Genomic DNA, 20,969 nt, shown 5'->3' with positions numbered 1-20,969 from the left:
ATCCTCTATTTGCCAACCCGCTCCCACATTTCAACCGCGCAAGACTTCTAGTCGGTCTGCGCGGCATGGAATGAGCGTTGAGCGTCTGGCTCGTGCCGAATCATGCGCTTGATCTTCGCCTCGAACGCCCAGGTCAAGCTCACCGCCGCACAGGCCAGGCCCAGCGCCAGGCCCAGCGCCAGGCCCCACCACACGCCGGTCGGTCCCCAGCCCAGGGTGAAGGCCATTATCCAGGCCGCCGGCGCGCCGATCAGCCAATAGCAACCCAGGCCCACCAGAAAGGTGGTCTTGGCGTCCTTGAGCCCACGGATGCAGCCCATCGCGATGGTTTGCACGCCGTCGAACAGTTCGAACCAGGCCGCCACGGCCAGCAGGCTGACGGCGAGCACGATTACCTCGTGGAATGCCGGGTCGTTATGGTCGAGGAATAGCCCGATCAGCGGATCGGAATACAGCCACAGCACCGCGGCAAATCCCAGCATCACCGCCGCGCCAAAGCCGATGCCGACACGCCCGGCCATGCGCGCCTGCAGCAGTTGCCCGGCGCCATAGTGCTGGCCGATGCGCATGGTCACCGCGTAGGACATCCCCGCCGGCACCATGAACGCCACCGAGACGATTTGCAGCGCGATCTGGTGCGCCGCCAATTGCGTACTGCCCATGGTGCCCATGCACAGCGCTGCAAAGGCAAACAACCCGACTTCTACCGCGTAGGTGCCGCCAATCGGCAGGCCCAGGCGCCATAACTCGCGCAAGTACTGGGTGTTCAGACGCAACAGGCCTGCGCTCAGCGGGTAGGCCGAGTACGCGCGGTTGCTGCGGATGTACCCCATCAGCGCCAGCGCCATGCCATTGGCGACGATGGCCGTGACCAGGCCGATGCCCATCAAGCCGAGTTTCGGCAGACCGAACATGCCCTCGATCAACGCGTGGTTGAGCAGGTAGTTGACCAGCGTGCCGCCGAGGCTGATCACCATCACCGGTGTGGCCTTGCCGATGGCGCTGGTGAAGCCGCGCAAGGCCATGAAACTCAGGTAACCGGGCAGGGCGAACGGCAGGATGGTCAGGAATTGCCCCGCCGCGTCCACGTTGGTCTCGGTCTGGCCGAACATCAGCAGCACCGGCTTGAGGTTCCACAGCAGCACCGCCGCCGCCAGGGCCATCAGCCAGGCGAGCCACAGCCCGGCCTGGGTCAGGCGGGTGGCGCCGTCGATATCGCCCGCGCCGTGGCGGATGGCGACCAGGGTGCCCACGGCGGCAATCACGCCGATGCAGAAAATCGCCACGAACGAGTAGCTCGCCGCGCCCAGGCCACCGCCGGCCAGGGCCTCGGGGCTCAGGCGGGCCATCATCAGGGTGTCGGTCAGCACCATCAGCATGTGCGCCAACTGTGAGGCAATCAGCGGCCCCGCCAGCCGCAGAATGGCCCAGAGTTCGGTACGTGCTGGATGTTGGATGATCATCACGCTCAAATGCTCGGAAGATTCGGAAAGGGCTGATTCTCGGCGCTCTCAGCCCATTGCACAAAGGGATAAAAGCGATTGCTCGCATGATTAAAACTCATGCTTGATTGATTCTGGTAGGGTTTCGACATTGTGCTGTCGGAGCTTTCCTTATGTCTCGTCGCCTTCCTCCGCTTTATGCCCTGCGGGCCTTTGAAGCCGCTTCCCGGCACAACTCTTTCACCCGCGCGGCGCAGGAGCTGTCCATCACCCAAAGTGCGGTGAGCCGGCATATCCGCACCCTCGAAGAGCATTTCGCCTGCCGCCTGTTCCAGCGCAGCGGCCGCAACCTGCAGCTCACCGAGGCCGCGCGCCTGCTGTTGCCTGGGGTGCGTGAGGGCTTTGCCGCGCTGGAGCGGGCCTGCCATACCCTCAACGCCGAAGATGACATTTTGCGCATGAAGGCCCCCTCGACTCTGACCATGCGCTGGCTGTTGGCGCGGCTCAGTCGTTTCCGGCATTTGCAGCCGGGCAACGAAGTGCAGCTCACCAGCGCGTGGATGAGCGTGGATGAAGTCGACTTCAACCAAGAGCCTTTCGACTGCGCAGTGCTGTTGAGCAACGGGCACTTTCCGGCGGATTGGGACGCCAGTTACCTGTTCCCGGAACTGTTGATTCCAGTCGGTGCGCCCAACTTGTTGAGCGATGGCCCGTGGGACGTCAATCGCCTGGCCAGCGCCGAGTTGCTGCACCCCACGCCCGATCGGCGCGACTGGCGTAACTGGTTGGAGCGCATGGGGCTGTCTGCCCAGGTGTCGCTCAAGGGCGGGCAGGTGTTCGATACCCTGGAATTGGGCATGATCGCGGCCGCGCGGGGTTATGGCGTGTCCATGGGCGATCTGCTGATGGTCGCCGAAGACGTGGCTCAAGGGCGCCTGAGCCTGCCGTGGCCAACCGCCGTGGCCAGCGGGGAAAATTATTACCTGGTGTGGCCGAAAACCCGCCCGGGCGGCGAGCGCCTGCGCCGGCTGGCGGAGTTTCTGCAAGGCGAAGTGCAGGCCATGGTCTTGCCCGTCGTCGAACGTCTCGATTGAAGCGCTTCAGCGCGAGTTTGCAATCGTTTGCGTGATACCCCTGCGATTCGCTCAAGTATTGCTATCGTCCGCCGAAGTAGGGATGTTGGAACTATCGTGCACCAACGAATCTCACTAGAAAATTTGCCGAGCAACGCTATGAGATCAGGATGATCCAGGCCTCGGCCAGGAGCTGTCATGTCTCAACCTCGTGCTCGGATCGCCTCCCAGTTAGGCCTCGCGTTAGCCGTGATTCTGGCTGTCGTTATCAGCGGCAGTACGGTTTTTGCCTTGCGTTCCCTCGACTCCGCCAACCTCGATACCCGGGAAGAACACCTGGCCAGCGAGGCGCGCCTGCTGGCCGACCAACTCAGTACGTTCCACGGCACCTTGCGCGAGAGCACCCAGCGTTTGAGCGGGCTGTTTGAAAAGCGCTTCAGCGCCGGTTTGAGTGTGCAGGCGGATCAGCCGGTCGCCGTGGCCGGTGTGCAAACCCCGAGCCTGTACCTGGGCAAGGTGCTGCTGAACAACAACTTCGATGGCGTCGACGAATTCAAGCAGATGTCCGGCGGCGTGGCCACGGTGTTCGTGCGCAGCGGCGATGACTTTATCCGTATCAGCACCTCCTTGACCAAGCAGGACGGCAGCCGTGCCATCGGCACGGTGCTGGATCGCCAGGGGCCGGCCTACTCGCGGGTGGTCGGCGGGCAGACGTACATCGGCCGCGCCGTGCTGTTCGATCGCTCCTACATGACCCAGTACAGCCCGGTGCGCGACGCCAGCGGCAAGGTCATCGCGGTGCTGTTCATCGGTTTTGACTACACCGATGCGCAGAACGCCCAGTTCGCCAACCTCAAGCGCTTCCGCATCGGCCAGACCGGTTCGCTGGCGCTGCTCGATGAGCAGAAACACTGGCTGGTGCCGCCGGCCGGGGTGCAGGCGCCGGACCAGGCTGTTGCGGTGATGCTGGACCTGGCCAAGGCCCCCGGCAAGGGCCGCTTCTGGAGCGACAAGCACGAAGATTTCTACAGCGTCTCGGTGCCGTTTGACGGCGGCCCCTGGGCGGTAGTGGCGAGCATGCCGAAAGCCGAGATCCGCGCGGTCACGTGGTCGGTGGGCACTCGCCTGGTGATCGGCAGCCTGCTGGCGATGCTGCTGGCGGTGGGCGCGACGGTGTGGTTGTTGCGCAGCAAACTGGCGCCGTTGAGCGACCTGGTACGCCAGGCCGAAGCCTTGGGCGCCGGTGATTTGAGCGCGCGCTTGAACGTGTCCAGCCATGACGAGATCGGCCAACTGGCGCGCAGCTTCAACCAGATGGGAGAAGCGTTGTCGACCATGGTGTCGCATATCCGCAAGGCCTCCGAGGAAGTCAACGGCCGCGCCCAGGCGTTGTCCGGCTTGTCCGGCGGTGCCTATGAGGGCATGGAGCAGCAGTCTGGCGAGATCACCAGCATGGCTGGCGCGGTGGAAGAATTCAGCGCCACCTCGCTGAACATCGCCGACAACATGGGCAACACCGAACGCCTGGCCCAGGAAAACGCCCAGCAGACGCGCATCGGCCGCAACTCGATGGATCAGGCCTCGTCGTCCCTGGAACACATCGCCACCGCCCTGAACAGCACGGCCACGGTGATCAACACCTTGGGCCAGCGCTCCCAGGAAATCGGCGGGATCGTCGGCGTGATCACCGCGATCGCCGAACAGACCAACCTGCTGGCGCTCAACGCCGCCATCGAAGCCGCCCGCGCTGGCGAGCAAGGCCGTGGGTTTGCCGTGGTCGCCGACGAAGTGCGCAACCTGGCCTCGCGCACCCGCCAGGCCACCGATGAAATTTCCGGGATGATCCAAAGCATCCAGCAGGAAACCGGTAACGCCATCAGCACCATGGAACAGGGCAATGCGCTGATGCAGGAAGGCCTGTCACGCAACGCCGACGTGGCGTCGGCCCTGGCACGCATCGACGAGCAAAGCCGCTCGGCCGGGCAGCAATTCGCCGCGATCACCACCGCCACCCAGGAGCAGAGCAGCACGGCGACGTTGCTGAGCAGCAACCTGCAGAGCATTGCGCTGGCCAACAGCGAGCAACGCGAAGTGGTGTCGAACCTGGCGATTACCGCCAAGGAGCTGGAGACGCTGGCGGCGAGCTTGCGCCAAGAGGTCGATCGGTTTCGTTGAAGGCGCGCCTGGAGCGGCTAGCGCGCCTTGAGCGCGTTAGCCAGGCGCAGCATGGCGGTTTCGATTTCATGGGCGGTCAAGGACGAATAGCCCAATAGCCATCCCTGTTGCGTGGCGGCACCGGCATACAGCCGGCTGAGGCCGGCCAGTTGCACGCCCGCGTTGGCGGCCTGGCGGATGGTTTTTTCTTCCGACCAACCCTCATGCAGCACGCAAGGGATTTGCAGCCCGCCCTGGGGCCGGCATGCCGTGACGACATCGCCCAGGTGCTTGCCGATGGCGTCGAGCATGATGGCTTGGCGCCCGGCGTAGAGTTTGCGCATCGCACGGACATGGGCGTTGTAATGACCGTCCTCCATAAAGCGCGCCAGCGTCAGTTGCAGGATTTGCGGGGTGTGGCCGTCCATCATGCTGCGCGCATAGGTGAAGGCCTTGACCAGTTCAGGGGGCAGCACCATGTAGCCCATGCGCAGGCCGGGGAACAGGGTCTTGCTGAAGGTGCCGAGGTATAGCGTGCGCTGATACTTGTCCAGGCCCTGCACACAGGCCGTGGGTTTGCCGGCGTAGTGAAACTCGCTGTCGTAGTCATCTTCGATGACCCATTTGCCTTTTTCCGCAGCCCAGTTGATCAACTCAAGACGCCGTTCCAGGGTCAGCGTGGCGCCGGTCGGGTATTGATGCGAGGGCGTGACATACACGCACGTGGCGCCGCTGCGGTCGGCGTGCAGCAGGTCGGTGCGGATGCCCGACTCATCGACATCGATCGGCACGACCTTGGCCTCGGCGGTTTCGAAGGCCTTCCGGGCGCCGTAGTAGCCCGGGTTCTCCAGCAGGATCGGTTTGCCGACGTCCACCAGCAACTGCGCGCACAGAAACAGCGCCTGGCGCGTACTGCTCAGCACCAGGACCTGGTCGGGCGAGCACTTGGCTCCACGCTCAAGGTTCAAATAGGTGGCGATGGCTTTGCGTAACGACTCGGCCCCTTGCGGGTCGCCGTGCAACAGCACGCTGCTGCGATAGTCCTTCATCACCTGGCGCTGCAGGCGCTCCCAGACCTCGGTCGGGAACGAGCGGGTTTCGGGCAGGCCCGTGGCAAATGCCTTGATCACCTGTTGGTCGGCCACGCCGCCGCTGTCGAGGATCATCCGCCCGCGCTGGCTCAAGCCGGCACCGGGAGCCGCCTGGCTGGTTTTGACGGCCTGCGCCTTGATGCGGCGGCGCGAGGTACCGCGCAATTCGGTGCCGATGGCCTCGCACACGTAACTGCCGGAACCTTCGCGGCGCACGATAAAACCATCGCGCTGCAACTGCACGTAGGCGTTCTCCACCGTATCGCGCGCGATCCCCAACGACTTGGCCAACACCCGCGTCGCCGGCAGCTTCAGACCGGGTGCCAGCGCGCCGTCGAGGATCAAGGCGCGCAGGGCTCGTTGAATGCGCTGGTGCAGGCCCAACCGCTGGAATTGCGCATCGTTGAGGCGCATTTGCAGGGTTTCCAGCTCGAAGGTTTTCGCCATGCGGTCTGCCTTGTCTTGAAGAATTGGCTGGTATTGGCAGGCCAGTCTATCCGTAGACTTCGACCTGCGCCACGGCCTTCACGCCGGCCAATGGCCCATCACGCGATGGCTCAACCCCTCGCCTGGCAAGGAGCTAAGTATCTATGTCTTCGTCAATATCGCCGTCGTCGCTGCGCCTGCGCGACCTGTTCCACCCCATCGTGGCCGGGCTGATTTCGGTCATCGTCAATTATGGCGGCACGTTCATTCTGGTGTTCCAGGCGGCCAAGGTGGCTGGGCTGAGTCCCGAGCTGACCGCTTCGTGGGTCTGGTCGGTGTCGATCGGTGTGGGGGTGACCGGGCTGTTTCTGAGTTGGGTGAGCCGTGAGCCGATCATCACCGCCTGGTCGACGCCCGCTGCGGCGTTTCTGGTGGTCGCGCTGTCTGCCACGCCTTACGCCGAGGCGGTCGGCGCGTACATCGTTTCAGCCGTGGCGTTTGTGCTGCTGGGGCTGTCCGGCTGTTTCGAAAAAGTCATCCGGCTGATTCCGCCGGGCATCGCGGCGGCCATGCTGGCGGGAATTCTGCTGCAGTTCGGTATCGGCGCGTTTGGTGGCATGAGCCTCGACCCTGTGTTGGTTGGGTTGCTGATCGCCGCTTACGTCGGGCTCAAGCGCTTTACTGCGCGCTACGCCGTGGTCGGGATTCTGCTGCTGGGCTTGGGATTCCTGCTGGTGCAGGGGCGGGTGGACCTGTCGGGCCTGTCCCTGCAACTGGCGACGCCGGTATTCACCCGGCCCGAGTTTTCGCTCAATGCGTTGCTCAGTGTGGCGCTGCCGCTGTTTCTGATCACGCTAACGGGCCAGTACATGCCGGGCATGCTGGTGTTGCGCAATGATGGTTTCAAGACCAGCGCCAACCCGATCCTGACAGTGACCGGGCTGGGTTCGCTGTTGATGGCGCCGTTCGGCTCGCACGCGTTCAACGTCGCGGCGATCACGGCGGCCATCTGCACGGGCAAGGAAGCCTCGGAGGACCCGTCCAAGCGCTGGGTCGCCGGGGTTGCCGCTGGGGTGTTCTACATCCTCGTCGGGGTGTTCGGGGTGACGCTGGCCGCCGTATTCATGGCGTTCCCGCCGGCGTTCATCACCACGCTGGCCGGCTTGGCCTTGCTGGGCACCATCGGCGCCAGTCTGGCCAACGCGATGGCGGACGTCAGGTCGCGTGAAGCCGCGCTGATCACCTTTCTGGCGTGCGCCGCCAACATCACCCTGTTGGGCATCGGTGGCGCGTTTTGGGGGTTGTTGATCGGATTGGCCGCGTATGCGCTGCTCAACGGCCGCTTGCCACGTCGTCGTGCAGCGGTTTCCGAGGCGGTGGCGGTGGCCAAGGAAGCGGCCCAATGATGCGCGCCGAAGCGCAAGCCCTCGCCACCCTGCATGCGCGTCACGGGCGTTACCCGCAGGCCACCAGCGTGGAGGATTTTCGGCGCAATCTGGCGGCCGTACAGCAACGTATCGCCAGTGCCTGTGCGCGGGTCGGGCGCGACCCGGCGAGCGTGCGCTTGTTGCCGGTGAGCAAAACCTTTGACGAGGCGCACCTGCGCCTGGCGTATGCGGCGGGCTGTCGGCTGCTGGGTGAGAACAAGGTGCAGGAAGCCCAGCGCAAATGGCAGGCCATGGGCGACCTGGCCGATCTGCAGTGGTCGGTGATCGGCCACCTGCAAACCAACAAAGCCAAGCAGGTCGCGCGTTTTGCCAGTGAGTTCCAGGCGCTGGACAGCCTGCGAGTGGCCGAGGCGCTGGATCGTCGCCTGCAGATCGAAGGGCGCCAACTGGATGTGTTCGTGCAGGTGAATACCTCCGGGGAAGCCAGCAAATACGGCCTGGAGCCGCACGCCGTCGCGGACTTTCTGCAGGCCCTGCCGGCATTCCCGGCCTTGCGCGTTCGCGGGCTGATGACGCTGGCGTTGTTCTCGGCCGACGTGGCCCGCGTGCGCCCGTGCTTTGTGCGGCTGCGCGAACTGCGCGAGCGCCTGCGCGATCACGCCCCGGCGGGCGTCAGCCTGGAGGAGTTGTCGATGGGCATGTCCGGGGATTTCGAGATCGCCATCGAGGAAGGCGCGACCGTTGTCCGCGTCGGCCAGGCCATCTTCGGCGCCCGCGCCATGCCGGATGACTACTACTGGCCGAGCGCCGATCAACCGTCAACGACCTGACTTTTTCAGCAAGGACCTGTTCATCATGTACGACTCAACATTGACACTTGAAAGCTTCGACCCGCAGTTGTGTGAGGCGATTCATAACGAGGAGCGCCGTCAGGAAGACCATGTCGAACTGATCGCTTCCGAAAACTACGCCAGCCCGCTGGTCATGAGCCTCCAGAGCACGGTATTGACCAACAAATACGCCGAGGGTTATCCCGGCAAGCGCTACTACAGCGGCTGCGAATACGTCGATGTGGCCGAACGCCTGGCCATCGAACGGGTCAAGGCCCTGTTCGACTGCGATTACGCCAACGTGCAGCCCCATGCGGGCGCCCAGGCAAACGCCGCGGTGTTCCTGGCCTTGATCAACCCCGGCGATACGGTGATGGGCATGAACCTGGCCCAGGGCGGTCACCTGACCCACGGCAATCCCTCTAACTTTTCGGGCCGGCATTACCACATCGTGCCTTATGGGCTTGATCCGCAGACGGGCTTGCTCGACTACGACGAGATGGAGCGCATCGCTGTGGAAACGCGGCCGAAGATGCTGATCGGCGGGTTCTCTGCCTACTCGCGGTACAAAGACTGGGCGCGCATGCGGGTGATTGCCGACAAGGTCGGTGCGATTTTCTGGGTCGACATGGCTCACATCGCCGGGCTGGTCGCGGCTGGCGAATACCCGGACCCGTTGCCGCACGCCCATGTGGTCACCAGCACCACGCACAAAACCTTGCGTGGCCCGCGAGGCGGGTTGATTTTGTCCAAGGGCCAGGACGCAGCGTTTTACAAAAAGCTCGATTCGGCGGTATTTCCGGGTGTTCAGGGCGGGCCGTTGATGCATCAGATTGCCGCCAAGGCGGTGGCCTTCAAGGAAGCCTTGAGGCCCGAGTTCAAAACCTACCAGGCCCAGGTCGTGGTCAATGCCCGGGCCATGGCGGCCGTGTTGCAGCGGCGCGGTTACAGGATTGTCTCGGGTGGCACCGATAACCACATGATGCTGATCGACCTGTCCGACCGGCCCTACACCGGCAAAGACGCCGATGCGGCCCTGAGCAACGCCGGCATCACCGCCAACAAGAATTCGGTGCCCAACGATCCGCGCTCCCCCTTTGTCACCTCGGGGCTGCGCATCGGCACGCCCGCCGTCACGACCCGCGGTTTCGGCGTGTTCGAGTGCGAGCAACTGGCCGCTTGGCTGTGCGATGTACTCGACGCTCTGGAGCGCGGGGAGAGCGAGAGCGTTGCACATCAGGTGCGTGAACAGGTGATTGCGCTGTGCCGCCGGTACCCGGTTTATCGCTGATTTTTTATGTCTAAGCGTTTGCGCAGTCGACTTGGCTGGAGGCCGAGGGCCGGTATTGCAGGGCTTCGGCAATGTGGGGGCGGCAGATAGTGTCGGCGCGTTCCAGATCCGCCAGAGTGCGGGCGACCTTGAGCAGGCGGTGGGCTGCTCGAAGGGACAGGGTCAGGCGCTCGCAGGCGCTTTCCAGCCAGGCTTCGTCCGGCTTGGACAGCGCACAATGCTGGCGCAACCCCGGTAGATCCAGGAACGCATTGGCGCAGCCCTGGCGCTGATGCTGGCGTTCCCGTGCCTGGGCAACCAGCGCCGAGGCGGTGGACGTGTTGTCGCCGGGCTGCGGGGCCGGGTTCAGTGCGGTGATTTCGCGGGCGACGGTCAGGTGCAGGTCGATCCGGTCCAGCAGCGGCCCGGAGAGTTTGTTGCGGTAGCGCTGGATCTGCTCCGGCGTACAGCGACAGCGCGCGCTGGGGTCGCCCATGTAACCGCAAGGGCAGGGGTTCATCGCGGCGACCAGTTGAAAGCGCGCCGGGAAACTCACGCGGTCGCGGGCGCGGGAGATCACGATATGCCCCGACTCCAGTGGCTCGCGCAGTACCTCCAGCACCTTGCGATCAAATTCCGGCAACTCATCCAGGAACAGCACCCCGTGGTGGGCCAGGGTGATTTCCCCCGGTTGCGGCTTCGACCCGCCTGTAATTTCTGCCGGTAAATGCAAAAATCGCTAGAGTTTCTGGCGGAAGATGCGAATGAACAAGCTCAAATCTGAAATACCAGTGCGTGACATAGGTATTAGTAGGCGCAGCGTCACTGGGTCAGTTCCCTCTCTTGGCAAATATGAGTCGACGTTGGAGAGGGATCTGATGGAGATCCTGCGATTCGACCCTCGTGTTGATGGCTTTACTGCTCAGCCTCTTACGATTACGTTTTTGGATGAGAAAGGTGGCAAGCGTAGCTATACACCCGACGGATTGATTCACTTCAAGGAATCGTCTTATCGTCCGGTGCCAGTGTTGTATGAAGTGAAATTTCGTGAGGATTTCCGAAAAAACTGGAAGCTATTGATCCCAAAGTTCCGAGCGGCCAAAAGTTATTGCTTGGATAAAGGATGGCGTTTCGAAGTTTTCACGGAGCGTGAAATCCGTACACCGTATTTGGATAACGTGAAGTTTCTATGGCCTTACCGAGAGCGAGTACCCACTTGTGAGGTGAGTAGCGCGATTCTTCAAATGTTATGGGATCTGGATGAGGCCGACCCCGATTTGCTTTTGTGTGCTCTCTGTCATGACTCCAACAATCGTGCTCGCATGATCCCTTCCCTCTGGCACATGGTTGCTGTCGGAATTATTGGATGCGATTTAAATGCGCCTCTGACTATGCGCACACGCATTTGGGCAGAACAGGATAGTTAACATGAAAACTATACGTCCGGGCCAGTTGGTCTACTGGCGCAATCAGCCTGCTATCGTCCTTGAGCTAAAAGGTTTCTCGGATGCAATCCTACGCACTGTCGATGATGCCAAAACTGAGATTGCTCACACCTCAGATCTGACGACCGCCCCGACTTCAGCTGAATCTCCCCAGAGCCTTCATTTGATGGCGAAGGACAAGGAGTGGGATAAAGCAGTCGAGCGCTATGAGCTTATCCGTCCTTTACTCATGCTGTCTGGACGGGAAACGGAGGATGTGAAGCGTGTAGCGGAAGCTGCAGGCAAAAGCTTGACGACTATTTATCGCTGGTTGAGTCGGTTTGAAGAAACTGGCCTGGTGTCTTCATTGCTTCGTACCTCTCGTTCTGACAAAGGTGGGCAGCGACTCAGCGAAGAAATTGAGCAGATCATTGCTCTACAGATTCAGAGTTACTATTTGAAGCAGGAGAGACCATCGGTTCTCAAGCTTTATCGACGTATTAAGCAGGAGTGCCAGGATGTAGATCTTGAGCCACCGCACAAAAACACCGTTTATTCCCGCGCGCGTGAGATCGAACAGCGAGAGCTGCTGCGTAAGCGATTCAGCCCAAAGTTAGCGAGGGAAAAATTTGAGCCTTTGCGGGGCAGGTTTCCCGGCGCCGACTATCCCAATGCAGTGGTACAGATAGACCATACAAAAGTCGATGTGATAGTTGTTGATGAAAAGCATAGACTTCCAATTGGTCGCCCGTATCTGACGCTTGCAATTGATGTAACTACCAAAATGGTTACGGGTTTTAGAATGACACTAGATCCGCCAGGTGCTATGTCAGCGGGTCTATGTATCGCTCATGCGGTAGTGCGCAAAGAGCACTGGCTTGCTAAGCGCGATATTCCTGCTGAATGGCCAATATATGGCAAAATGAATAAAATACACCTCGATAATGCCAAGGAGTTTCGAGGTAGTATGTTAACGCGCGCATGCCAGCAGCATGGCATCATTCTTGAGTATCGGCCAAAGGGGCAGCCTAACTACGGGCCTCATATTGAGAGAGCATTTCGTACTTTTATGGGCGAGTGCCAAAGTTTGCCAGGTACAACGTTTTCGAATGTTCAGGCTAAAGTTGATTATGATTCCGAAGGTCGCGCATGCATGACATTGAGCGAGCTTGAACAGTGGTTTACAGTATTTATTGTGTACTGCTATCACCATCGAGCTCACAAAGGAATTAACGATTTACCTCCAATAAAACTTTATCACCAGTACGTACATGGTACGGCTACTCAACCAGGTATTGGCTTGATGGCGCCAATCGAAGATGAAGAGAGTTTTCGGTTGGATTTTACTCCATATGTGGAGCGTACAGTGCAGCGGCAAGGAGTAGTTATTGACAATATTCATTATTACGCGCCTATTTTACGTCGCTGGGTTGCAGCTATAGAGCCAGTTGGAAACAGTGCCCGAAAGTTTATTTTCGCCCGTGATCCTCGTGATATTAGTGTTGTGTATTTTTTAGATCCAGAAAGTCAAACGTATAGTCCGGTACCTTATTTCAATAGCTCCCGCCCAGCTATAAGTCTATGGGAGCTGAGAGCGGCATTAAAGAGTTTGCGAGATGATCCCGTCAATCACGTCGATGAAGAAATGATTTTCCAAGGCGTTCGAAAAATGCGGGAGATCGAAGAAGCTGCGATAGAAAAGACCCGACTTGCTAAACAGCAGCGAGCTACTGAAAAAAGGAAACGCCGAATGGCCGAGCGGCGCATTGGTTGGGGAAGTGTGCATGCCATAGCTCCACGAGCCCCAGCGGAGGCTCCGATCGACTTTGATCTGGACGACGATATTCAACCGTTCAACGATATTCAGCTGAGCTAGGAGCACAACCGTGCGAGACTTTAGTCATCTTCACCCAGGAACCATTGAGAATATTGATTTAGAGCCTGGCGCACGTATCCAATGGTTAAAAAAGCCACGCTGGATCGGTTACCCGCGGGCGCAGGAACTAATGGGAAAATTAGAAGACCTAGTGTGCCATCCTCGAGAGGCACGGATGCCGAATATGCTATTAATCGGCAATACAAATAATGGGAAAACAAGACTGATTCGTAGCTTCGCCGAGCGACATCTTGCAGAAGAAAATCCGTATGGGGAACACATTATTGCACCAGTGCTGTATATCCAAGCTCCTCCAGCGCCAAGTGAGGCGGGATTCTATTCAGAAATACTTAGTACGTTATATGAAAAGGTGCCCGCATCATCTACAGACGCTAAGCGGGCCAGAGCTATTCAAGTTTTGAAAGGTATCCAGCTCAAGGTTTTAATTATAGATGAGTTGCATAATATCCTAGCTGGTGCATCTGTAAGGCAACAGCAATTTTTGAATATGATAAAATATCTTGGTAATGAGTTGCAAATATCAATTGTGGGGTGTGGAACTGGTGATCTTTTACGTGCAGTTAGCATTGATCCGCAGATACAAAATCGCTTTACTCCAGAGATTTTGCCAAAATGGCAGATGAATAAAGAGTTTCGACAGCTTTTAATGTCATTCGAACGCGTTCTGCCGCTGAAAAAGCGATCAATTTTACATGAGCCTTTACTGGCGGGAAAGATTTTAGCAATGTGCGAAGGAACAATAGGTGAGCTTTCTACACTTTTGAACTTGGCAGCTACACATTCTATTCGGCAGGGTTGTGAGCAGATTACCGATGATATATTAAATTCTTGTGGATATACATCTCCCAGTGATCGAACCCGTTTAGCCGGGCGTGCTTGATACTTCTACCCGCACATCCGCAGCCAAAGGACAATGAAATTCTGTCGTCCTGGATGGTCCGGTTGGCTTTCGCCAATGGTCTGCCCTTGCACACGTTCTATTCAGCTTATCTTGGCTATAAAGAACCTATATGGAGTCGAGATATTGATCGTCATCCTAGTGATGGATTACTGAATGTAATTAGTAGACGTTCTGGTCAGGCTCTAGAAAAACTGAAGTCTCTGACCCTTAGCTCATATGAGGGTTTTCTTTTTGAGCGGTTGCCCCTAACGGGTAATTCTCCGTGGATTATCCCGGCGGGCTTATTCCACCGAACACGCCAGCGGGCTGGAATGCAGTTTTGCCCGTTATGTTTGCGCGATGATGTTGTACCTTACTATCGACGATGTTGGCGGCTAGCTCTGTATGCCATGTGCGAGCATCACCTTTGTATAATGAGGGAGTATTGTCCTTCGTGCAGTACCCCAGTGGCGTTCCATCGGCATGGAATCGGTCGAGGAAAGGATATTCCTGCGGGGGCACTAAGATTTTGCCATCGTTGTGACGTAGATTTAAGTCAGACGCCTCCAGACCATCTTTTTTGGTCAGAAGCACGCTCCTTCTCAAGATTGGTCGCCACGATAAAATCTCTGGAGCAACCCGGAAGCAATCTTTGGCATGTATTCTCGCCCTGTGGAGTGCCATTCTTCCAAGGAATACGAGTACTGATCGGTGTCATCAATGGTCGAAATGGTCATGGATTGCGTCAGCAACTCGGGGAAATTTTTGGTATTAAAATAGGAAATGATGATCCAAAGAAGCATTTTGATTTTGAAGGTCTAGGTGCAAAGGAACGATTGACACTGTTATTAGCAGTAATTTGGTTAACTGATGATTGGCCGAAACGCTTTTTGAACTTATGTTCGTTGGCGAAATTCACTCGCTCCCGATTAGCGGAGGATTTCCGTGCCCTTCCGTTTTGGCTCGCTTGTATGGCGGATGAGTATTTAGATAGTCGATCTTACGTACTCAGCTCTGAGGAAATTATCGCCGCAGGCTATTATTTGAAAAATAAGCAGCAAACAGTAACTTGGCAGTTACTAGGAGTTACGTTGGGTTTGCCCCGTGATAGTGCTAAAGCTGCCTGGCAGATATGGACGTCACGTAATTCGTGATAACAGCGATGAGAAGTACGCGGCACGTGTGCCACACGTGCTTAACATTTTTTATCAGCACGACCTACTCATCCAGAAGAAAAGCCAGACCTCCAAAAAGTATGCGCTAAATCCGGCATTCAAGGACGTAATATTTGAAGCCCTTCGAGATCGATGGTTTCCTGAGGATGCTTTAAAGCCATTGATTCAGTGTGGGGCGGAAGAAACTATCAGGTCACTTGATGTGCTTGAAGAGTACTCTGCATCGAGATGCTTGAACCGGCTCATCCTCTATTTTTAGTTGAGCTCAAGATAAGGGGCGGCAATAGTGCTGCCTCTGTTTCGATTAGATATTCACGGAGAGGGGGATTTACAGCGATTGTTGTTTCTTCCATAGCCCGGTAATCGATGTCTACTGCATCGGTAATAATGTGAGTACTCGGGTTTATAACTGCGACTGTCTTGTAGCATCGAAACTCGGTTTGCTTGCGAAGGATGCCTTCAGCAAATTAGCACGCTATGCGAGTAAATTCGCAGTGTCGACGCGTTCAGCGAGCGAAAAACGCAGGGGGGCTTATACGCTGACGGCGTTGATTTCCTTTCGATTCCCGCATCACTTCTTTAATGCGTTGAGCTGCTGCCTCAATATCATCGGGTGATGCTTGACTAACGGCACGCAGCAGCGCGTCACGTCTTTTCTGCTTACCGGCCATTATTTCAGCGAAACCATTATCTGGTTGGATGCATTGGCTCATTTCTCTGTCTCCAGCCGTCGTACGCTTTGATGCTAGCATGGCTTGTTCGGCAGTGGCAGTCCGTTGATCCATTCATGTAAATCCCAAAAACCGGATTGGGACGTGCGATTTTTGAGCCGATCGCCAAGCGCATTCAAAAAATCGACCCTTGCTTTGAGAGTCAACAGCGGTGTTCGTTGGCATGCGGTGCTCTAATCCTCAACGAAATTGAGGAAAAATTTTGAGTGCGCGACTAGCAATTATCTCACCAGTTTTTTGCGGTGGGCGACCGAACCTATTTGGATTTTTCATAGGGAGTTTTATCGAGCAAAAGCACTCCTGGTGCTACGCCCCGAAGCTATGCGACAATCTATATTGTTAGTATGCTGAGCGGCCTAAGGCCATCTATTCCTCCAGCCTGAAGCGATGACTACTCTGAAAAAGCTAAAATTTTGCGACGTGTTTGCCGGATGCGGCGGCCTATCTCTAGGCCTTCTCGAGGCTGGCCACGAAGGCATATTTGCCATAGAGAAAAGCCCTCTAGCTTTTGAAACGCTGCGATTCAATTTAATCGAAGGCGCTACGCATCAATTCGCATGGCCCGATTGGCTTCCAAAACAAGCAATGACTTGCGAGGATTTACTTTCTAACTATCCTGAAAAAATATCAGAGCTTAAGGGGCAAATCGACTTAATCGTTGGCGGTCCACCATGCCAAGGATTTTCAACTGCTGGGAGACGTGATCCAGCGGACCCCCGTAATAAAATGACAGAGCAGTACCTCAGTCTCGTCGGGCTCTTACAGCCCCGATTCTTGGCTATCGAAAATGTTGCTGGATTCAACATGCGGTTCGAAGGTACAGGGGGAGTGGCGGAAGAGCTTGCCAGTGCGGGAAAAACCTCGTATGCCAAATTTGTAGCCGGAAAGCTTGAAGCGCTGGATTATCACGTTTATCCAGGGCTAGTAAATTGCGCCGATTTTGGGGTGCCTCAAACTCGCCATCGTTACTTGATGATCTGTGAGAAAAAAGGAAGCTTTCCTAAACATAGTAGCCTTTTGCAAATGCTCCATGAAAATCGACACGCATTTTTATCTTCAAAGGGGTTGCAGGCAGGGCACCACGTCACGACCCGTGAAGCGATCTCTGATCTTGAAGTTGAAGGAAAAAGACTAATACCCAATCAGGACTCGGGAATAAGCGGGTTTCTTGAGGTCGAATATATTCCACCAACCGCACCAACTCCTTTTCAAAAACTTATGAGGAAGGGAAGCAAGAATAGCGCTCCTAACAGTAGACGGCTAGCAAGACACAAAGTCGAAACAAAAGAATATTTTAAGCATATTCAGTCTATTTGTCGTCCAGGTTATAGTCTTTCAGAGTCCGAGCGACAGTTAGTTGGGACTAAAAAGCATGCCACAACAGTTCTTGATCGAACTAGGCCTGCTCCAACTATTACTACGTTGCCCGATGATATTCTCCATTATAGTGAGCCGAGAATTCTTACCGTGCGCGAGAATGCACGACTCCAATCCTTTCCTGATTGGTTTGCGTTTCAGGGAAAATATACAACAGGTGGTAAACAAAGAAAGCTTGAGTGTCCAAGGTACACCCAAGTGGGTAATGCTGTTCCCCCATTAGTCGGTGAGGCCATTGGTGAGTTGTTAGCAGAGCGTATGTCGGAAATACAATCTTACTCTGTGCTACAGGAAGTTGCAGATCAAAATAATTATTATCTAGAGGAAGCCACATCCATGTGAGCTTCCTGATTTAGATTTGAAAGTACAATTAATTTTGGTTTACGCGTTTCTTACTGCGTCCATCAGACTTCCTAAAAATACTCGATGTTCTCTGATTTTTTTTCTTAGTTCTCGTGTCATTGCAGCATCGAAATTTTGCGGAACTCCATCATCGGGTTCGAAAATATAGACGCCATTTTCAATTTTTGGTCGTTGATGGGCTAATGCATTTCGCCATTTTAAGACTGTTTTTATTTCCTCAATTTTTACCCTGTGTGGTTCCAAGTGTAGATACACTTTGCATAGTCCCGTAGCTATTTCGACTCTTTTATAACTATCGAAGCCTCGGTATTTCACCAAATCATCAAATGATTTAGGTTCGAGGTCCTTCAAAACATTGATTGCTTTCTGCAACTCTTGCAAGGATACATGATCCTCATCTGCCATTAAGCGCCTTAGTGACTTGGCTGCTGGCAACATCCGCTCAAGAAGTTTTTTTCGATGTGAAACCCGCCCTTCTACGTCGAGCTTAGTATGAATTTCGCGTATTAAATCTCCGAGGAGATGGTCAAGGTCTGCTACTCCAGCCATGACAATTCCTCTCATGTTGTTGACGTCGACTACTTTTCTGACAGTCAAGTCAAATACATCTTGAATTTTCCGTAAGAGTGAGTCTTGGTCTCGGTTCGCATAAAACACACCATCAATTTCTTTTTCGGCGGCTTTTTGACGCAAAATTGTTGATGAGTTTTGAGAGTAGAAAATAACTTCCGTTAGACAGTCATTATCTCGTACTGACTTTATTATATCATCTCCGCACTTACTTCCATTTTCGGTGATGTTGTAATCAATGACCATTAAGTCAAAAGATTTTCCGTCGACATCTAGTGCTATATCGTCTGGGGATGATCTTATCTCGAACTCTGGATCAAAACCCTCTGCTTTAATATAGTCATCCAGTACGTCTCGATCAATGCTTTCGATCCAGTCTTCAGCGTCATCAATCCACAGGATTTTATATGTTAGGTTCATTTCATAAGCCGTATCAAAAGTCCAAAGCCGCTAGGAACGGAGCTATCAAGTGAAATATCTCCATTTAAATTTTTCACTGTTTGACTTACGTGGTACAAGCCAAGTCCCGAGCCCCTAGTTGTAGTAATCCCTCTATCAAACACCTTTTCAGGTGGTTTGACCTCAGAGGTTAAACCCGGGCCATCGTCCCAAATCTGAATTGTCAGTTCGTTCTCGGTCAAAGACTTCATGTCGACATAAAATCGTTTGGCTCTCGCCCTTGTGCTGTTACTCGCAAGGTTGTCAAAGACAATGGCTACATCGATTGGCTTGAAACGCATTACGAAAGGCTTTTCAAAGCTTCTGGTTACAGACACTATAAGATTTTGAGCTGTTTTATCTCTTGCAACATTTTCAAGGTACTCTTGAATGAATGTTGCTATGTCTGCGGTTATAGTCTCAGTGTTCAGCTTGAAATTTGCTTTAGTCGCAAAGCTAGTCACTGCTATAATTTTTCTGGTACTAATTAATGCCTTCTCTAAAGCCTGAAAAAGCTTTTCTGGATCCCCTCCGCTCTGGAGTTGACCTAGCGCCTTGTCCAAAAAGTTTTTTACGGTGTTTGCATAAATGCCGGACTGGTGGTGAAGCAACATCAGATGGTCTTGGTCAGTCCCAGACGCAAGACGAGAGAAAAGAAGTTCAGTTTGTTGAGTTTTAAACTCAATTTGAAGTTCCTTTTTTTCTTGAGAGATTTCTCGCGCAACTTTCTTTATTCGATCTACCTGTCGATCTTTTCGGCTAGCGTCTTTTCTCGCTATTTCTAGTTCGGATTTTTGGCGATAAAATTCCGCGTGTACCTTTTTCAGCGCTAACTTAACATCCTGACCAACAGCGCTCCCATATGCTTCGAATTTATCCAGGATCGTATTAACTTGTTCTTCTCTCTCTCTGGAGAGGGCATCAAGAACATCGGGCGAAATCTCTAGTTCTAATGTATGAGCCGGTGATGCTCCTACTATCCGCAGAACATCTATCGCAATTCTTCTACGCTTACTATCAACAGACTCATCATATACTTCTAGCTCAGGCATCTCCTTGTCACCAGGAACTACTCCAGTCTTCAGTTTTGATCGGATATGCTCTGGCACAGAGTCCCATTTAAGTCCATCTACGACAAATCTTTCAAAGCGACCTAACGTTTGAATAAACAATCCATCTGGTCGATTTGTGAGCTGAGAAAAATGCTCATTCCTTGCAACACCTTCCCGGTTGGAGACGATCCTAAACGAACTGTCTGTATCTCTAATCTCTATGCGCCCCAATACTTCCCGTGTCCCGAGGTAACGGGAAGTCCCCTGGCCTTTTCGCACGTCGAGCTGTAGCCAGTCATTATTCTTATCCCCGTATGGCGGGACACGATAACCATTAATAAATAAAAATATCGATCCAAAATCGATGAGATGAAGGCCCGTTTGTCTTTTGAAATATGCTTTTTTATATGTGTTCATGTAGTGAACTACTACATGTACATTCTTAAGAAGGGGAAATGCTATGTTTTCCTCCACGAGTTTGTAAATACGATTTCCATCATGGTGTAACTCTGTGGTGATTGTCTTCCCGCTTTCGTCGATAATCGACTCTATATAGGTTGTATTAAATTTTAGCTTTGAAAATACTTGGTTCTCCACTCGGCCGTTTATTTTGTTGTACGAGTGTTCAGTAGCATCGGTTTCAATTTCGGTATTTGAAATTAACTCAATTTCGACACTGCGCTTATCAAAGACTGCTATTGGGTTAACAAATCGCTCAAGGCTTCTCTTAAGATGTAAAAGCTTATCGCGATCCCAGCTTTGTCTAAGTTCTGTAATGACAAGCAAAGTGCCATGTTTAGGCGGGACTTTATGAAATTCTTTTTCTACGATAGCGTTGGTGGTCTCGCTAAGATCTACATCTACATTCTGAATTATTGACTCTAAATCTACTTGTCCTTCGAAAGCAGTCCAGTCCACTACGAGGTGAAGAAGTTTTCCGTTGTCGGTTCGTGTGAACATATTAAGCTTGCGGCCAAGCCGGTCGCATGCGAATCGCCCAACTCCTTTATTCCCGGCCAATACTCTGCCAGTATGAACACTATGTTTTTTTTCAGAATAAGCTATGTTGAGCCATTTATTATCTATATCAAATTCCGACATGCCGGAACCGTTATCTTCGATAAAAATAGCTGACTTATCTTTAGAGAATTCAATCGTAACCTTACCAGCTCCGGCATCTATACCGTTCTTGACCAGCTCTACGATTGCAATATCGTCGTCGTTGATAAGATCCTGGCCAATAATGTTTTTGAGATCTGCATGGGTTTTAAAGTGACGCTCAGGAAGCTTACTCATAAAAAATCACATTCTGGCCAGATTAATTGAAATCGTTGTCAGCATTTTATCAAAGTCGCTCATGCCAACTTCCTTGTGTAAACTTAGGTGCT

15 protein-coding genes and 1 pseudogene are annotated in these 20,969 nt (G+C 54.4%); 10 read left to right on the top strand and 6 right to left on the bottom strand.

The annotated features are described in order from the left end of the window. Positions 1-47: 47 nt before the first annotated feature. A complete protein-coding gene (locus U5A08_RS28785; protein WP_321849518.1) occupies positions 48-1,463 on the bottom strand; it encodes a NorM family multidrug efflux MATE transporter in 1,416 nt (471 codons plus the stop codon). Between the two features lie 152 nt (positions 1,464-1,615). On the opposite strand from U5A08_RS28785, the gene U5A08_RS28780 reads away from it, so the two are divergent. Next, entirely contained in the window at positions 1,616-2,536 is a 921-nt protein-coding gene (locus U5A08_RS28780) for a LysR substrate-binding domain-containing protein (protein ID WP_253400108.1), read from the top strand. A 177-nt stretch (positions 2,537-2,713) separates the two neighbouring features. Then, positions 2,714-4,690, top strand: a complete 1,977-nt coding sequence (locus tag U5A08_RS28775; RefSeq protein ID WP_253400107.1) for a methyl-accepting chemotaxis protein — start codon at positions 2,714-2,716, stop codon at positions 4,688-4,690. Positions 4,691-4,707: 17 nt separating this feature from the next. Here U5A08_RS28775 and pdxR read toward each other — a convergent pair whose 3' ends face one another. Beyond that, positions 4,708-6,207 carry a MocR-like pyridoxine biosynthesis transcription factor PdxR gene (pdxR, locus tag U5A08_RS28770; protein ID WP_321849517.1) on the bottom strand — a complete coding sequence of 500 codons (1,500 nt, stop codon included), beginning with the start codon at positions 6,205-6,207 and terminating at the stop codon, positions 4,708-4,710. A 143-nt stretch (positions 6,208-6,350) separates the two neighbouring features. On the opposite strand from pdxR, the gene U5A08_RS28765 reads away from it, so the two are divergent. Genes U5A08_RS28765 through glyA form a run of 3 tightly spaced genes read left to right on the top strand, consistent with a single transcriptional unit; the run spans position 6,351 to position 9,695 of the window. Then, positions 6,351-7,592: a benzoate/H(+) symporter BenE family transporter gene (locus U5A08_RS28765; RefSeq protein WP_321849516.1), complete on the top strand. Its 1,242-nt coding sequence runs from the start codon at positions 6,351-6,353 to the stop codon at positions 7,590-7,592. Next, positions 7,589-8,404, top strand: a complete 816-nt coding sequence (locus U5A08_RS28760) for a YggS family pyridoxal phosphate-dependent enzyme (RefSeq protein ID WP_321849515.1) — start codon at positions 7,589-7,591, stop codon at positions 8,402-8,404. The genes U5A08_RS28765 and U5A08_RS28760 overlap by 4 nt, the downstream gene beginning before the upstream one ends. Positions 8,405-8,429: 25 nt before the next feature. After that, positions 8,430-9,695 (top strand): serine hydroxymethyltransferase, encoded by a 1,266-nt coding sequence (glyA, locus tag U5A08_RS28755; RefSeq protein WP_321849514.1) that lies wholly within the window; start codon positions 8,430-8,432, stop codon positions 9,693-9,695. A gap of 10 nt (positions 9,696-9,705) precedes the next feature. Here glyA and U5A08_RS28750 read toward each other — a convergent pair. After that, a pseudogene (locus tag U5A08_RS28750) lies at positions 9,706-10,398 on the bottom strand (ATP-binding protein); the annotation flags it as partial. 40 nt (positions 10,399-10,438) lie between these two features. Here U5A08_RS28750 and U5A08_RS28745 point away from each other — a divergent pair. Genes U5A08_RS28745 through U5A08_RS28730 form a run of 4 tightly spaced genes read left to right on the top strand, consistent with a single transcriptional unit; the run spans position 10,439 to position 15,029 of the window. Next, positions 10,439-11,101, top strand: a complete 663-nt coding sequence (locus U5A08_RS28745) for a TnsA endonuclease N-terminal domain-containing protein (RefSeq protein WP_425262815.1) — start codon at positions 10,439-10,441, stop codon at positions 11,099-11,101. Position 11,102: 1 nt separating this feature from the next. Then, entirely contained in the window at positions 11,103-12,974 is a 1,872-nt protein-coding gene (locus U5A08_RS28740) for a TnsB C-terminal domain-containing protein (RefSeq protein ID WP_321849512.1), read from the top strand. Positions 12,975-12,984: 10 nt separating this feature from the next. After that, on the top strand, positions 12,985-13,875 hold the full coding sequence (locus U5A08_RS28735; RefSeq protein WP_321849511.1) for a TniB family NTP-binding protein: 891 nt from the start codon (positions 12,985-12,987) through the stop codon (positions 13,873-13,875). Then, a complete protein-coding gene (locus tag U5A08_RS28730; protein ID WP_321849510.1) occupies positions 13,872-15,029 on the top strand; it encodes a TniQ family protein in 1,158 nt (385 codons plus the stop codon). Before U5A08_RS28735 ends, U5A08_RS28730 begins: the two co-directional genes overlap by 4 nt. Before the next feature lie 527 nt (positions 15,030-15,556). Here U5A08_RS28730 and U5A08_RS28725 read toward each other — a convergent pair. Further along, positions 15,557-15,763, bottom strand: coding sequence for a hypothetical protein (locus U5A08_RS28725; RefSeq protein WP_321849509.1), 207 nt, complete (start codon positions 15,761-15,763; stop codon positions 15,557-15,559). Between the two features lie 405 nt (positions 15,764-16,168). Here U5A08_RS28725 and U5A08_RS28720 point away from each other — a divergent pair, with 405 nt between their 5' ends. Next, positions 16,169-17,500 (top strand): DNA cytosine methyltransferase, encoded by a 1,332-nt coding sequence (locus U5A08_RS28720; protein WP_321849508.1) that lies wholly within the window; start codon positions 16,169-16,171, stop codon positions 17,498-17,500. Between the two features lie 39 nt (positions 17,501-17,539). On the opposite strand, the gene U5A08_RS28715 is transcribed toward U5A08_RS28720, so the two are convergent. Further along, positions 17,540-18,511, bottom strand: a complete 972-nt coding sequence (locus U5A08_RS28715; RefSeq protein ID WP_321849507.1) for a hypothetical protein — start codon at positions 18,509-18,511, stop codon at positions 17,540-17,542. Further along, a complete protein-coding gene (locus U5A08_RS28710; protein ID WP_321849506.1) occupies positions 18,508-20,877 on the bottom strand; it encodes an ATP-binding protein in 2,370 nt (789 codons plus the stop codon). Before U5A08_RS28710 ends, U5A08_RS28715 begins: the two co-directional genes overlap by 4 nt. Positions 20,878-20,969: the final 92 nt, after the last annotated feature.

The sequence above is a fragment of the Pseudomonas paraveronii genome, assembly GCF_963681955.1.
Classification (GTDB): domain Bacteria; phylum Pseudomonadota; class Gammaproteobacteria; order Pseudomonadales; family Pseudomonadaceae; genus Aquipseudomonas; species Aquipseudomonas paraveronii.
Note: the sequence above shows the minus strand (reverse complement) of the source record. Positions and strands in the feature narration are given on the sequence as shown.

What these genes read in the sequence shown, in the direction of transcription:
- U5A08_RS28785 (WP_321849518.1), bottom strand. Translation starts at nt 1,463, where the DNA reads ATGATCATCCAACATCCAGCACGTACCGAACTCTGGGCCATTCTGCGG.
- U5A08_RS28780 (WP_253400108.1), top strand. Translation starts at nt 1,616, where the DNA reads ATGTCTCGTCGCCTTCCTCCGCTTTATGCCCTGCGGGCCTTTGAAGCC.
- U5A08_RS28775 (WP_253400107.1), top strand. Translation starts at nt 2,714, where the DNA reads ATGTCTCAACCTCGTGCTCGGATCGCCTCCCAGTTAGGCCTCGCGTTA.
- pdxR (WP_321849517.1), bottom strand. Translation starts at nt 6,207, where the DNA reads ATGGCGAAAACCTTCGAGCTGGAAACCCTGCAAATGCGCCTCAACGAT.
- U5A08_RS28765 (WP_321849516.1), top strand. Translation starts at nt 6,351, where the DNA reads ATGTCTTCGTCAATATCGCCGTCGTCGCTGCGCCTGCGCGACCTGTTC.
- U5A08_RS28760 (WP_321849515.1), top strand. Translation starts at nt 7,589, where the DNA reads ATGATGCGCGCCGAAGCGCAAGCCCTCGCCACCCTGCATGCGCGTCAC.
- glyA (WP_321849514.1), top strand. Translation starts at nt 8,430, where the DNA reads ATGTACGACTCAACATTGACACTTGAAAGCTTCGACCCGCAGTTGTGT.
- U5A08_RS28745 (WP_425262815.1), top strand. Translation starts at nt 10,439, where the DNA reads ATGAACAAGCTCAAATCTGAAATACCAGTGCGTGACATAGGTATTAGT.
- U5A08_RS28740 (WP_321849512.1), top strand. Translation starts at nt 11,103, where the DNA reads ATGAAAACTATACGTCCGGGCCAGTTGGTCTACTGGCGCAATCAGCCT.
- U5A08_RS28725 (WP_321849509.1), bottom strand. Translation starts at nt 15,763, where the DNA reads ATGAGCCAATGCATCCAACCAGATAATGGTTTCGCTGAAATAATGGCC.
- U5A08_RS28720 (WP_321849508.1), top strand. Translation starts at nt 16,169, where the DNA reads ATGACTACTCTGAAAAAGCTAAAATTTTGCGACGTGTTTGCCGGATGC.
- U5A08_RS28715 (WP_321849507.1), bottom strand. Translation starts at nt 18,511, where the DNA reads ATGAACCTAACATATAAAATCCTGTGGATTGATGACGCTGAAGACTGG.
- U5A08_RS28710 (WP_321849506.1), bottom strand. Translation starts at nt 20,877, where the DNA reads ATGAGTAAGCTTCCTGAGCGTCACTTTAAAACCCATGCAGATCTCAAA.